The organism is Vibrio nitrifigilis, from assembly GCF_015686695.1.
Lineage (GTDB): Bacteria > Pseudomonadota > Gammaproteobacteria > Enterobacterales > Vibrionaceae > Vibrio > Vibrio nitrifigilis.
In genome coordinates, this window is record NZ_JADPMR010000001.1 from 2,484,721 (window position 1) to 2,497,720 (window position 13,000).

The 13,000-nt window shown below is 45.9% G+C and carries 9 protein-coding genes, 4 tRNA genes and 3 rRNA genes; 12 read left to right on the forward strand and 4 right to left on the reverse strand.

Features of this window, described 5'->3' with window-relative positions; genetic code table 11:
* Position 1: 1 nt before the first annotated feature.
* Positions 2 to 487 carry a 5-(carboxyamino)imidazole ribonucleotide mutase gene (gene purE / locus I1A42_RS11000; protein ID WP_161155610.1) on the reverse strand — a complete coding sequence of 162 codons (486 nt, stop codon included), beginning with the start codon at positions 485 to 487 and terminating at the stop codon, positions 2 to 4.
* A gap of 184 nt (positions 488 to 671) precedes the next feature.
* On the opposite strand from purE, the gene I1A42_RS11005 reads away from it, so the two are divergent.
* From I1A42_RS11005 to I1A42_RS11020, 4 genes are read left to right on the forward strand one after another with little or no spacing between them, the layout of a single operon-like run.
* Positions 672 to 1,235 (forward strand): L-threonylcarbamoyladenylate synthase, encoded by a 564-nt coding sequence (locus tag I1A42_RS11005; RefSeq protein ID WP_161155608.1) that lies wholly within the window; start codon positions 672 to 674, stop codon positions 1,233 to 1,235.
* 45 nt (positions 1,236 to 1,280) lie between these two features.
* Positions 1,281 to 2,195 (forward strand): oxygen-dependent coproporphyrinogen oxidase, encoded by a 915-nt coding sequence (gene hemF, locus I1A42_RS11010; RefSeq protein WP_161155606.1) that lies wholly within the window; start codon positions 1,281 to 1,283, stop codon positions 2,193 to 2,195.
* 58 nt (positions 2,196 to 2,253) lie between these two features.
* Positions 2,254 to 3,087, forward strand: a complete 834-nt coding sequence (aroE, locus tag I1A42_RS11015) for a shikimate dehydrogenase (RefSeq protein WP_161155604.1) — start codon at positions 2,254 to 2,256, stop codon at positions 3,085 to 3,087.
* Positions 3,087 to 3,362, forward strand: a complete 276-nt coding sequence (locus tag I1A42_RS11020) for a DUF1488 family protein (RefSeq protein ID WP_161155602.1) — start codon at positions 3,087 to 3,089, stop codon at positions 3,360 to 3,362. Before aroE ends, I1A42_RS11020 begins: the two co-directional genes overlap by 1 nt.
* On the opposite strand, the gene I1A42_RS11025 is transcribed toward I1A42_RS11020, so the two are convergent.
* Positions 3,343 to 3,894: a gamma carbonic anhydrase family protein gene (locus I1A42_RS11025; RefSeq protein WP_161155600.1), complete on the reverse strand. Its 552-nt coding sequence runs from the start codon at positions 3,892 to 3,894 to the stop codon at positions 3,343 to 3,345. The two genes, I1A42_RS11020 and I1A42_RS11025, sit on opposite strands and share 20 nt — an antisense overlap.
* Before the next feature lie 477 nt (positions 3,895 to 4,371).
* Between I1A42_RS11025 and I1A42_RS11030 the strand changes: the two genes are divergently transcribed.
* From I1A42_RS11030 to I1A42_RS11060, 7 genes are all read left to right on the forward strand, one after another.
* Positions 4,372 to 5,924: ribosomal RNA gene (locus tag I1A42_RS11030) — 16S ribosomal RNA — on the forward strand.
* A gap of 68 nt (positions 5,925 to 5,992) precedes the next feature.
* Positions 5,993 to 6,068 (forward strand) — tRNA-Glu (locus tag I1A42_RS11035).
* Between the two features lies 1 nt (position 6,069).
* Positions 6,070 to 6,145: transfer RNA gene (locus I1A42_RS11040), tRNA-Lys, on the forward strand.
* Between the two features lie 28 nt (positions 6,146 to 6,173).
* Positions 6,174 to 6,249, forward strand: a tRNA-Val gene (locus tag I1A42_RS11045).
* 369 nt (positions 6,250 to 6,618) lie between these two features.
* Positions 6,619 to 9,507: ribosomal RNA gene (locus I1A42_RS11050) — 23S ribosomal RNA — on the forward strand.
* Between the two features lie 115 nt (positions 9,508 to 9,622).
* A 5S ribosomal RNA gene (rrf, locus tag I1A42_RS11055) occupies positions 9,623 to 9,738 on the forward strand.
* Together the 16S, 23S and 5S rRNA genes with 4 tRNA genes alongside form the textbook arrangement of a ribosomal RNA operon.
* A gap of 48 nt (positions 9,739 to 9,786) precedes the next feature.
* Positions 9,787 to 9,877: transfer RNA gene (locus I1A42_RS11060), tRNA-Ser, on the forward strand.
* A gap of 101 nt (positions 9,878 to 9,978) precedes the next feature.
* Here I1A42_RS11060 and ilvY read toward each other — a convergent pair.
* A complete protein-coding gene (gene ilvY / locus I1A42_RS11065) occupies positions 9,979 to 10,875 on the reverse strand; it encodes an HTH-type transcriptional activator IlvY (RefSeq protein ID WP_161157713.1) in 897 nt (298 codons plus the stop codon).
* 158 nt (positions 10,876 to 11,033) lie between these two features.
* Between ilvY and ilvC the strand changes: the two genes are divergently transcribed.
* Positions 11,034 to 12,518 carry a ketol-acid reductoisomerase gene (ilvC, locus tag I1A42_RS11070; RefSeq protein ID WP_196123494.1) on the forward strand — a complete coding sequence of 495 codons (1,485 nt, stop codon included), beginning with the start codon at positions 11,034 to 11,036 and terminating at the stop codon, positions 12,516 to 12,518.
* Between the two features lie 155 nt (positions 12,519 to 12,673).
* Here the strand turns inward: ilvC and ubiK are convergent, their stop codons facing one another.
* The gene (gene ubiK / locus I1A42_RS11075) at positions 12,674 to 12,931 is read right to left on the reverse strand and encodes a ubiquinone biosynthesis accessory factor UbiK (protein ID WP_161157711.1); all 258 of its coding nucleotides are present in this window, start codon (positions 12,929 to 12,931) and stop codon (positions 12,674 to 12,676) included.
* Between the last annotated feature and the right edge of the window lie 69 nt (positions 12,932 to 13,000).

A 13,000-nucleotide genomic window follows, 5' to 3' on the forward strand; every position in this document is an offset into this window, starting at 1 on the left:
CTTATTCCTCTTCAGGGTTTGGGTTAGCGAGTACGGTTTCAGTTTGTTCGGTACGGAACGCTTCAACTTTGGCCATGACAGTTTCATCATGGGTACCGATAATTTGTGCGGCAAGAATACCTGCGTTTGCGGCGCCTGCTTCACCAATGGCTAGTGTACCAACGGCAATACCTTTGGGCATTTGTACGATAGAAAGCAGAGAATCCATACCTTTCAGTGCACGAGACTGTACTGGAACACCAAGAACTGGAACACTAGTGAATGCGGCTGTCATACCTGGTAAGTGAGCAGCACCGCCAGCACCAGCAATAATCACTTTAATACCACGCTCTTTGGCACTGGTTGCATAGTCAGCCAGAAGTTGAGGGGTACGGTGCGCTGAAACCACTTTGGTTTCGTACTCAACACCAAATTTGTCTAGCATTTCTGCTGCGAGTTTCATGGTCGGCCAATCTGACTTAGAACCCATGATAATTCCAACTTTCATCTCCAACTCCTTCAAGCTTGTAAAATAACTGAGCGAACGTCGCGCATTATACGAGGATTTTTATCTCAAGCAAACGTTTGCGCCATCGTCTTCCTCGTTCATTTGAGATTCGGCGTAATTTGCTTTAGGTGATCAAACGGATAATTTGTACACTATGGTCTAAGAATACTAAGCAGCTTAGGATATGAGAGTGAAAAACGTTGAACAAGCCGTGCAAGCATTAACTGCTGGCGAAGTGCTTGCCTATCCGACAGAAGGGGTCTTTGGCGTAGGGTGTGATCCCGATAATATTAGTGCCGTAGAAAAGTTACTGGCGTTGAAGAAGCGCCCTGTTGAAAAAGGCTTGATCCTCATTGCAGCAACATACCAGCAGCTTATTCCCTATATAAAAGAAGAACAACTGACAGCTGAGCAATTGGCTCGTGTAAAGGAAAGCTGGCCCGGACATGTCACTTGGATTATGCCTGCGAGTGAGCGTGTCTCTCACTGGGTCAGTGGTCAGTTTGATACCATCGCTGTTCGAGTGACTGATCATCCCTTAGTGAAGGAGTTATGCCTAGCCTACGGTAAACCCATCACTTCTACGAGTGCCAATTTGTCTGGTCAGCCACCTTGTATGACGACTGAAGAGGTGGAACAGCAGCTAGGGGACCAACTTGTTGCTATTCTTGCGGGAGAAACCGGTGGAAAACTAAAACCGAGTGAAATTCGCGATGCAAAGACACTCACTATTCTAAGAAAGGGCTAGTGCTCAACACACATAATAAATCGAAGCCCTGATGAAGGAGAAAGCATGACAGCCATTAATAAAGAGGCAGTAAAACAGTTTTTATTGTCTTTACAAGATCACATTTGTCAGCAATTAGAGATGGCTGATGGTAAAGCGGTATTTGTGGAAGACGCTTGGAACCGCGAACCTGGCGAGCGGTTAGGGGGCGGTGGCCGCTCTAGAGTAATGAAACAAGGGGGCGTTATTGAACAAGGGGGCGTTAATTTTTCCCATGTTACCGGAAAACAAATGCCCGCCTCTGCGACCGCTCATCGTCCTGAATTAGCGGGCCGTCACTTTGAGGCGATGGGAGTGTCTCTTGTTATTCATCCCACTAATCCTTATGTGCCAACGTCTCACGCTAATGTTCGTTTCTTTATTGCTGAAAAAGAAGGGGAAGATCCGATTTGGTGGTTTGGCGGTGGATTTGATTTAACGCCTTTTTATCCATTCGAGGAAGATTGTCAATTTTGGCATCAGCAAGCTAAAGATCTTTGTGCTCCATTTGGAGAGCAGGTTTATGCCGAACATAAAAAGTGGTGTGACGACTATTTCTATTTACCACATCGTGAAGAAACGCGCGGTATCGGTGGATTATTTTTTGATGATCTAAACCAATGGGATTTTGCGACGTGCTTTGATTACATTAAGGCGGTAGGTGAAGGATACATCAAGGCTTATGTACCTATCATTAACAAACGGAAGGATACTCCGTTTGCTGAAAAAGAGCGCCAGTTCCAATTGTACCGTCGTGGTCGTTATGTGGAGTTTAACTTAGTGTTCGACCGAGGGACCTTATTTGGCCTACAAACAGGTGGTCGTACTGAATCAATATTGATGTCTATGCCGCCGCTTGCACGCTGGGAATATGGTTATGAACCAGAAGCGAACAGTGCAGAAGCCAAACTACAGGAATATCTTGTGCCCCGAGAGTGGTGACAGAGATAAGCCAGAGTGATAGGGTCAAGTGAGTGACCCTTTTTTAATAGGCAAGGATATGGCGAATAGTAACGATCGGTATGTGGTATTTGGTAACCCTATCGGACATAGTAAATCCCCTTTAATTCATTCTCTGTTTGCGCGCCAAACCAATCAGCATATGGAATATAGTACTCAACTTGCACCCGTTGATGGTTTCGTTGCAGCTGCGACAGATTTTTTCTCTCATGGTGGAAAGGGGTGCAATATCACTGTTCCATTTAAAGAAGAAGCCTATAAATTTGCTGATCGTTTAACCGAAAGAGCACAACTTGCGGGAGCGGTTAATACATTAAAGAAACTGGATGATGGCATCATTATTGGTGATAACACTGATGGTGAAGGGCTTGTGCAAGATTTATTAGTGCACCAAGTGCCGTTAGAGGGGCGTCGTATTTTGCTTATCGGCGCAGGTGGTGCTGCCCGCGGTGTGATTAAACCATTACTCGATCATTCACCAGCGAGTATTACGATTACCAATCGCACTTTTACCAAAGCAGAGCAATTGGCAGAGCAATTTAAAGAATATGGGGTAGTTAGCGCCGTACCGATGGAAAGTATTGATAGTGGGTATGATCTTGTTATCAACTCAACGTCAGCTAGCTTAGATGGAAAATTACCTTCTATTTCTACTGCCATTTTTACTCCTACAACTGTTTCGTACGACATGATGTATGGCAAAGGGCTCACGGTTTTTAATCAATGGGCAGTTGAACAAGGGTGTGCCAATGCTTACGATGGCTTAGGTATGCTGGTGGGTCAGGCTGCTGAGAGTTTTATGCTATGGCGTGGGCTACGTCCGGGTATAAAGCAAGTTTTGTTCGAATTAAGAAGAAACCTAGAAGGTTTATAATGAATCAATCCATTTTATTTACGGATATCCAACACTGGGATGAGGCGCGTCAAAGTGTTGGTTTTACAGCTCAGCAATCGGGAGCATTAATAGAGTGCTGGATTGATAAAGGTGGCTTAGAAGCTCTGAGTGGTATGGTCATCACTAGCGGTCAGCAAGCGCTGCAAGTATTCTCTTCATTACGTTTTGATATTGAAGAGTTAGCAGAGGAGCTTATTGAAGATGACCGCTATAACGAAGCTGGTGAAATAGAAGTTAAGATTTCACTGGCTTAACATCATTAATGTACTCATTTTTTGTTGCAACATAATTAGCGGCAGATTTAAGAAGAAATTGCTTCTCTTTGTCTGTTAATGGGCGGGCCCTTTTGACAGGGCTGCCCATATATAGGTAACCACTCTCAAGAGTTTTACCTGGAGGGATTAAACTTCCCGCTCCCACCATGACATCACTTTCTATTATTACGTTGTCTAATACAATCGCACCCATCCCAACGAGTACTCGGTCTTTTATCGTGCACCCATGCAACATGACCTTATGACCGATGGTGACATCGTCGCCAATGAGAAGAGGGTAGCCCCCCGGATTTTCATTGCTTTTATGAGTGACATGTAGAACCGTCCCATCTTGGATGTTGGTTCTGGCTCCAATCTGGATATGATTAACATCACCTCGAGCCGCAACGAGAGGCCAAATACTAGCGTTTTCTTCGATGCGAACATCACCAACAATAACGGCGCTTTCATCTATATACACGCTGTCGTGAATAGAAGGGGCTATTCCTTTGTAGCTTCTGATTGGATTCATAAGGGCTCCTTAATGACGAATACTCCATATTAGAGCGTTATTTTGGCGATAAATAGACCGTTGTGATCGAAAAGTACTCAAACAAATAAAAAATCAAAAAAAATTTAAAAAAGCACTTGCCAATGTAAGCTCGATCTCTATAATGCCCCCTCGCTGACACGGCAAAGCTTCAATAAGCACTGCTGAGGAAAGCAAGGTTAGATTAGCAAGCTGAAAAGCTTCTGAAAATAAAATGAAAAAAGTGTTTGACACGACATTTTATCTCGCTAAAATAGCCGCCTCTTTCAACGTGACTTAAGTTACTGAGAAAGAAAGCTCTTTAACAATTTAAACCTATCAATCTGTGTGGGCACTCGTTGATGATAATCAAATGAGAAACTTCGGTTTCCAATTGGTTTCAATGAACTGAGTGACCAATCAAGACTTCGGTCTTGGCACAGTCAATTTATTCAGTATTCATTGAGCCACAAAAAACTTTAATTGAAGAGTTTGATCATGGCTCAGATTGAACGCTGGCGGCAGGCCTAACACATGCAAGTCGAGCGGAAACGAGTTAACTGAACCTTCGGGGGACGTTAACGGCGTCGAGCGGCGGACGGGTGAGTAATGCCTGGGAAATTGCCCTGATGTGGGGGATAACCATTGGAAACGATGGCTAATACCGCATAATAGCTTCGGCTCAAAGAGGGGGACCTTCGGGCCTCTCGCGTCAGGATATGCCCAGGTGAGATTAGCTAGTTGGTGAGGTAAGAGCTCACCAAGGCGACGATCTCTAGCTGGTCTGAGAGGATGATCAGCCACACTGGAACTGAGACACGGTCCAGACTCCTACGGGAGGCAGCAGTGGGGAATATTGCACAATGGGCGCAAGCCTGATGCAGCCATGCCGCGTGTATGAAGAAGGCCTTCGGGTTGTAAAGTACTTTCAGCAGTGAGGAAGGTGTTGAGATTAATAGTCTCATCATTTGACGTTAGCTGCAGAAGAAGCACCGGCTAACTCCGTGCCAGCAGCCGCGGTAATACGGAGGGTGCGAGCGTTAATCGGAATTACTGGGCGTAAAGCGCATGCAGGTGGTCTGTTAAGTCAGATGTGAAAGCCCGGGGCTTAACCTCGGAATAGCATTTGAAACTGGCAGGCTAGAGTACTGTAGAGGGGGGTAGAATTTCAGGTGTAGCGGTGAAATGCGTAGAGATCTGAAGGAATACCAGTGGCGAAGGCGGCCCCCTGGACAGATACTGACACTCAGATGCGAAAGCGTGGGGAGCAAACAGGATTAGATACCCTGGTAGTCCACGCCGTAAACGATGTCTACTTGGAGGTTGTGGCCTTGAGCCGTGGCTTTCGGAGCTAACGCGTTAAGTAGACCGCCTGGGGAGTACGGTCGCAAGATTAAAACTCAAATGAATTGACGGGGGCCCGCACAAGCGGTGGAGCATGTGGTTTAATTCGATGCAACGCGAAGAACCTTACCTACTCTTGACATCCAGAGAACTTTCCAGAGATGGATTGGTGCCTTCGGGAACTCTGAGACAGGTGCTGCATGGCTGTCGTCAGCTCGTGTTGTGAAATGTTGGGTTAAGTCCCGCAACGAGCGCAACCCTTATCCTTGTTTGCCAGCGAGTCATGTCGGGAACTCCAGGGAGACTGCCGGTGATAAACCGGAGGAAGGTGGGGACGACGTCAAGTCATCATGGCCCTTACGAGTAGGGCTACACACGTGCTACAATGGCGCATACAGAGGGCGGCCAACTTGCGAAAGTGAGCGAATCCCAAAAAGTGCGTCGTAGTCCGGATTGGAGTCTGCAACTCGACTCCATGAAGTCGGAATCGCTAGTAATCGTAGATCAGAATGCTACGGTGAATACGTTCCCGGGCCTTGTACACACCGCCCGTCACACCATGGGAGTGGGCTGCAAAAGAAGCAGGTAGTTTAACCTTCGGGGGGACGCTTGCCACTTTGTGGTTCATGACTGGGGTGAAGTCGTAACAAGGTAGCGCTAGGGGAACCTGGCGCTGGATCACCTCCTTAACGATAAGATTATTGCGATGAGTGTTCACACAGATTGATACGGTTTAGAAAGCAAAGAGTATCTTAGTGTCCCGTTCGTCTAGAGGCCTAGGACACCGCCCTTTCACGGCGGTAACAGGGGTTCGACTCCCCTACGGGATACCATGGGTCGTTAGCTCAGTTGGTAGAGCAGTTGACTTTTAATCAATTGGTCACAGGTTCGAATCCTGTACGACCCACCATTTCCTTCCACAGGAAATCAAATAATGTGGGCGATTAGCTCAGTTGGGAGAGCACCTGCCTTACAAGCAGGGGGTCACTGGTTCGAACCCGGTATCGCCCACCACTCTCTAAATATTTTTGGAAACGGATTCCAAACCACTTCAGTAACACGTATGTGGTTGGAATTAGTGACGCTGAAAATCTTTAGAAAGTGCTGAAAATGTACTTTTGCTCTTTAATAATTTGGAAAGCTGACAAAACATTCTTTTAGAATGTTTGTAAAAGTTCTCAATTATTTTCTTTATGAAAATAACCAACACACATTCAAGTGTTCTTGGGAAGCTTACTTTTTAAGTAAGTATTCAAAATTGAGTCCGGCAATATCGAGTCTGCAACATGTATAAAAATGCAGACAACCTTGGTGACTAACCTTTGATTTCACTTTTTCAAAGTGGAGACAAATAGTACAACTCAAAACTTTTTTGGGTTGTATGGTTAAGTGACTAAGCGTACACGGTGGATGCCTTGGCAGTCAGAGGCGATGAAGGACGTACTAACTTGCGATAAGCGTAGATGAGGCAGTAAGAGCCACTTGAGTCTACGATGTCCGAATGGGGAAACCCAACTGCATAAGCAGTTATCTTTAACTGAATACATAGGTTAAAGAGGCGAACCGGGAGAACTGAAACATCTAAGTACCCCGAGGAAAAGAAATCAACCGAGATTCTGGTAGTAGCGGCGAGCGAAACCGGATTAGCCCTTAAGCCATTTATGCGTCAGGTGAAGTGTCTGGAAAGGCACGCGATACCGGGTGATAGCCCCGTAACCGTTAACGTATTTGTGGTGAAATCGAGTAAGGCGGGACACGTGATATCCTGTCTGAATATGGGGGGACCATCCTCCAAGGCTAAATACTCCTGACTGACCGATAGTGAACCAGTACCGTGAGGGAAAGGCGAAAAGAACCCCTGTGAGGGGAGTGAAATAGAACCTGAAACCGTGTACGTACAAGCAGTAGGAGCCTCTTTATGGGGTGACTGCGTACCTTTTGTATAATGGGTCAGCGACTTATATTCAGTGGCAAGGTTAACCGTTTAGGGGAGCCGTAGCGAAAGCGAGTCTTAACTGGGCGCCCAGTCTCTGGATATAGACCCGAAACCGAGTGATCTAGCCATGGGCAGGTTGAAGGTTGAGTAACATCAACTGGAGGACCGAACCGACTAATGTTGAAAAATTAGCGGATGACCTGTGGCTAGGGGTGAAAGGCCAATCAAACTCGGAGATAGCTGGTTCTCCCCGAAAGCTATTTAGGTAGCGCCTCGGACGAATACTACTGGGGGTAGAGCACTGTTAAGGCTAGGGGGTCATCCCGACTTACCAACCCTTTGCAAACTCCGAATACCAGTAAGTACTATCCGGGAGACACACGGCGGGTGCTAACGTCCGTCGTGGAGAGGGAAACAACCCAGACCGCCAGCTAAGGTCCCAAATTACAGCTAAGTGGGAAACGATGTGGGAAGGCTTAGACAGCTAGGATGTTGGCTTAGAAGCAGCCATCATTTAAAGAAAGCGTAATAGCTCACTAGTCGAGTCGGCCTGCGCGGAAGATGTAACGGGGCTAAGTTGTAAACCGAAGCTGCGGCAATGCCTTTTAGGTATTGGGTAGGGGAGCGTTCTGTAAGCCGTTGAAGGTGGATTGTAAAGTCTGCTGGAGGTATCAGAAGTGCGAATGCTGACATGAGTAACGATAATGGGGGTGAAAAACCTCCACGCCGGAAGACCAAGGGTTCCTGTCCAACGTTAATCGGGGCAGGGTAAGTCGACCCCTAAGGCGAGGCTGAAAAGCGTAGTCGATGGGAAACGGGTTAATATTCCCGTACTTCTTACAATTGCGATGGGGGGACGGAGAAGGCTAGGTGGGCCTGGCGACGGTCGTCCAGGTTCAAGTGCATAGGCTTGGAAATTAGGTAAATCCGGTTTCCTTTAAGGCCGAGACACGATGTCGAGTCACTAAGGTGATGAAGTCATTGATGCCATGCTTCCAGGAAAAGCCTCTAAGCTTCAGATTGTAAGGAATCGTACCCCAAACCGACACAGGTGGTCGGGTAGAGAATACCAAGGCGCTTGAGAGAACTCGGGTGAAGGAACTAGGCAAAATGGTACCGTAACTTCGGGAGAAGGTACGCTCTTGACGGTGAAGAGATTTACTCTTGGAGCTATTGAGAGTCGCAGATACCAGGTGGCTGCAACTGTTTATTAAAAACACAGCACTGTGCAAAATCGTAAGATGACGTATACGGTGTGACGCCTGCCCGGTGCCGGAAGGTTAATTGATGCTGTTAGAGGTAACTCGAAGCGGTTGATCGAAGCCCCGGTAAACGGCGGCCGTAACTATAACGGTCCTAAGGTAGCGAAATTCCTTGTCGGGTAAGTTCCGACCTGCACGAATGGCGTAATGATGGCCACGCTGTCTCCACCCGAGACTCAGTGAAATTGAAATCGCTGTGAAGATGCAGTGTACCCGCGGCTAGACGGAAAGACCCCGTGAACCTTTACTACAGCTTGGCACTGAACATTGAGCCTACATGTGTAGGATAGGTGGGAGGCTATGAAGCAGTCACGCTAGTGATTGTGGAGCCGACCTTGAAATACCACCCTTGTATGTTTGATGTTCTAACTTGGCCCCATTATCTGGGGTGAGGACAGTGCCTGGTGGGTAGTTTGACTGGGGCGGTCTCCTCCCAAAGAGTAACGGAGGAGCACGAAGGTGGGCTAATCACGGTTGGACATCGTGAGGTTAGTGCAATGGCATAAGCCCGCTTGACTGCGAGAATGACAATTCGAGCAGGTGCGAAAGCAGGTCATAGTGATCCGGTGGTTCTGAATGGAAGGGCCATCGCTCAACGGATAAAAGGTACTCCGGGGATAACAGGCTGATACCGCCCAAGAGTTCATATCGACGGCGGTGTTTGGCACCTCGATGTCGGCTCATCACATCCTGGGGCTGAAGTCGGTCCCAAGGGTATGGCTGTTCGCCATTTAAAGTGGTACGCGAGCTGGGTTTAGAACGTCGTGAGACAGTTCGGTCCCTATCTGCCGTGGGCGTTGGAAGATTGAAGGGGGCTGCTCCTAGTACGAGAGGACCGGAGTGGACGAACCTCTGGTGTTCGGGTTGTGTCGCCAGACGCATTGCCCGGTAGCTAAGTTCGGAATCGATAACCGCTGAAAGCATCTAAGCGGGAAGCGAGCCCTGAGATGAGTCTTCCCTGGCGCTTTAAGCGTCCTAAAGGGTTGTTCGAGACTAGAACGTTGATAGGCAGGGTGTGTAAGCGTTGTGAGGCGTTGAGCTAACCTGTACTAATGGCCCGCGAGACTTAACCATACAACACCAAAAAGGTTTTGTATCGGACTCGATATAAGAGACACACTTGGATTGTGTGAGAACGACAGCTTTCTGAATTAATTGTTGCTGCGTAGCGGTAACAACAAAGAATTTGCTTGGCGACCATAGCATTTTGGACCCACCTGATCCCATGCCGAACTCAGAAGTGAAACGAAATCGCGCCGATGGTAGTGTGGGGCTTCCCCATGTGAGAGTAGGTCATCGCCAGGCTTTAAATATAGATGTATAGTATTTGACTACTGTAGATCGACAATTTGTGGAGAGATGGCTGAGTGGTCGAAAGCACCGGTCTTGAAAACCGGCAACCGTTAATAGCGGTTCTAGGGTTCAAATCCCTATCTCTCCGCCACATTCGAAAAGCCCGCTGAGAAATCAGCGGGCTTTTTCGTATTTGCTATATAGCTAGAAAAAGGAAGCGTCTGCTTCCTGAACTATTTTCTATCGCAAACCTTAATCAACAATACTTTTCTTTGCTGTTACCTCACTCCACAGTGCTTTTAACAGCGGGTTATCTAACTGTGAGCGTTTACAACAGACACCAAGTTTAAATGGTTTCATTGGAGCAATCGTCGATAGCCGTTGTACCTTGTCTCTGACCGGACTGTTATTGATTACAACATCAGGCGCTATCCCAACACCACACCCAAGAGATACCATACTAACTAGTGCCTCATTACCTGCTATCTGAGCATAGATATTAGGCTTGATCTTCATTTGTTTAAACCAGTTATCTGCCCTAACTCGAGATGTTCCCGTTTGTGGCAAGATAAAGGGGATCTTATTCCAGTCTGGCGATTCTTTTTGCAGTTCTTCGACAAAACTACTGATCCCTGCCGGTCCAATAAAAGAGAGTGGAATTTCACTGATGGTAGCGAACTCAACACGTGGCGAAAGTTGTTCAGGCATGGCCGAAATAGCAATGTCGACTTCATCATTAAGTACTTTATCAATCGCCAGTGCAGGATCGCCAGTTAACAGCTTAAACTCAATATAAGGGTGTTTAACACGAAAGGAGCTCAATAACTCAGGTAAATGACTATAGCTTGCGGTCACTGAGCAGAAGAGCTTTATCTCCCCTTTTAATTCAGCATCTTCATTATTAATCGCAACTTGAAATTGTTTCCACTCATTGACGATTCTCATTGCAACCGGCAATAACTGATTTCCGATGGGAGTGAGTTCTACTCGGCGGTTATCCCTAACAAACAGAGCATGACCAATATCTTGTTCAAGTTTTTGAACTTGGCGACTAAGTGCTGATGGACTTACATGCATAGCTTCTGCCGTTTGGCTGAAATTTTTGCTTTCACATAAGTGCAAAAATAGGCGAAGTGTTCTGATATTCATGGGATTCTCTCTATGTTGCACTTTTTGCAATAACTAGTTGTGAATATATCACTTTAAGCAATTTAATGCCTGAATTAGTATGAAGTCATTCGGTGCCACACCATACCAATGACAGAAGAGCACCGCTTAGACGGAAAGTATCAAAGGAGCATCCTACTATGGCGAATTATTTTAATACCTTAAACTTGCGTGAAAAGTTAGACCAGATCGGTCGTTGCCGCTTTATGGCTCGTGATGAATTTGCAAACGAAGCTGAATATCTCAAAGGTAAAAAAGTCGTCATCGTTGGTTGTGGTGCTCAAGGCCTAAACCAAGGCTTGAATATGCGTGACTCTGGTCTAGATATCTCTTACGCACTACGTGCTGCTGCGATTACAGAGAAACGCCAATCTTTCAAAAACGCGAAAGATAACGGTTTTGTTGTTGGTACTTATGAAGAACTTATTCCTCAAGCTGATTTGGTGATGAACCTTACTCCAGATAAGCAGCACAGTAACGTGATTGAAACCGTAATGCCACTAATGAAAAAAGGTGCGGCATTAGGCTACTCTCATGGCTTCAACATTGTTGAAGAAGGTATGCAAATCCGCGAAGACATTACAGTAGTGATGGTTGCACCTAAATGTCCAGGTACAGAAGTTCGTGAAGAATACAAACGAGGCTTTGGTGTTCCTACATTGGTTGCTGTTCACCCTGCAAACGATCCAAATGGTGACGGCTTAGAAATCGCGAAAGCTTGGGCTGCAGCAACAGGTGGTCATCGTGCTGGTTGTCTACAATCTTCTTTTGTTGCTGAAGTTAAATCAGATTTGATGGGCGAGCAAACTATCCTATGTGGCATGTTGCAAGCTGGCTCTATCGTTTGTTATGAAAAAATGCTTGCAGAAGGTGTTGACGCAGGTTACGCAGGTAAACTACTTCAATACGGTTGGGAAACTATCACAGAAGCTCTGAAATTCGGTGGTATCAGCCACATGATGGATCGTCTTTCTAACCCAGCGAAAATCAAAGCATTTGAACTTTCAGAAGAGCTAAAAGGCCTGTTGAAACCTCTGTACTACAAACATATGGATGACATCATCTCCGGTCACTTCTCATCAACTATGATGGCTGACTGGGCAAATGATGATGCAAATCTTCTAGGCTGGCGTGCAGAAACTGCAGAAACAGGCTTTGAAAACTACCCTGAGTCTGATGCAAAAATTTCTGAGCAAGAATACTTTGATAACGGTATTTTGATGGTTGCGATGGTTCGTGCAGGGATTGAATTGGCATTCGAAGCAATGACTGATTCAGGCATCATTGCTGAGTCTGCATACTACGAATCACTACATGAGCTACCATTGATTGCAAACACCATTGCTCGTAAACGTCTATACGAAATGAACGTGGTTATCTCAGATACAGCTGAATATGGTAACTACCTATTCTCTAACGTTGCTACTCCTCTGCTTCGTGAGAAATTCATGCCTAACGTTTCAGCAGAATTCATTGGTAAAGGTCTAGCAGATGCATCTAACCATGTTGATAACACACGCTTAATTGAAGTGAACCATGTTCTACGTCAGCATCCTGTTGAAGAAGTTGGTGAAAAACTTCGTGGTTACATGAAAGACATGAAACGCATCGCTGTTGGCGACTAATTGATGTCTAAAGGTTCGTTACTCATAAAAATAATCAACGAACCTTTTTAAAAAAATAACAAGCAAACACAATAAAAAACAAAAGGCTTGGTCTGTCGTGACCAAGCCTTTTTCTTTGTCTTTACTCAATCCAATGAGAGGATATGTAGTAAAAATTATGCGTCTTTTGCCGCTAGTTTTTCTTCAATCTCTGCCAGTTTCTTTTCCATGTCTGTCAGTTTTTGACGGGTGCGCAAGAGAACTTGTGTTTGCACATCAAACTCTTCACGACTTACTACATCAAGTTTATTCAATTGACCTTGAATAACTTGACGTACCTTTTGTTCAACATCCGCACCTAGCTCTTTGACAGGTTGAGGCATCGAGTCATGAATTTGCTTTGCAATCTGCTCTAATTTATTTGGATCAAACATTCGGGTTACTCCTATCCTTTACTCTGCATTCTATGCAATTCATAGGCGAAAGTCGTCATTATGGGATAA

Excerpts from the sequence above, each read along its gene's own strand:
- purE (WP_161155610.1), bottom strand. The coding sequence starts at position 487 with ATGAAAGTTGGAATTATCATGGGTTCTAAGTCAGATTGGCCGACCATG.
- I1A42_RS11005 (WP_161155608.1), top strand. The coding sequence starts at position 672 with ATGAGAGTGAAAAACGTTGAACAAGCCGTGCAAGCATTAACTGCTGGC.
- hemF (WP_161155606.1), top strand. The coding sequence starts at position 1,281 with ATGACAGCCATTAATAAAGAGGCAGTAAAACAGTTTTTATTGTCTTTA.
- aroE (WP_161155604.1), top strand. The coding sequence starts at position 2,254 with ATGGCGAATAGTAACGATCGGTATGTGGTATTTGGTAACCCTATCGGA.
- I1A42_RS11020 (WP_161155602.1), top strand. The coding sequence starts at position 3,087 with ATGAATCAATCCATTTTATTTACGGATATCCAACACTGGGATGAGGCG.
- I1A42_RS11025 (WP_161155600.1), bottom strand. The coding sequence starts at position 3,894 with ATGAATCCAATCAGAAGCTACAAAGGAATAGCCCCTTCTATTCACGAC.
- ilvY (WP_161157713.1), bottom strand. The coding sequence starts at position 10,875 with ATGAATATCAGAACACTTCGCCTATTTTTGCACTTATGTGAAAGCAAA.
- ilvC (WP_196123494.1), top strand. The coding sequence starts at position 11,034 with ATGGCGAATTATTTTAATACCTTAAACTTGCGTGAAAAGTTAGACCAG.
- ubiK (WP_161157711.1), bottom strand. The coding sequence starts at position 12,931 with ATGTTTGATCCAAATAAATTAGAGCAGATTGCAAAGCAAATTCATGAC.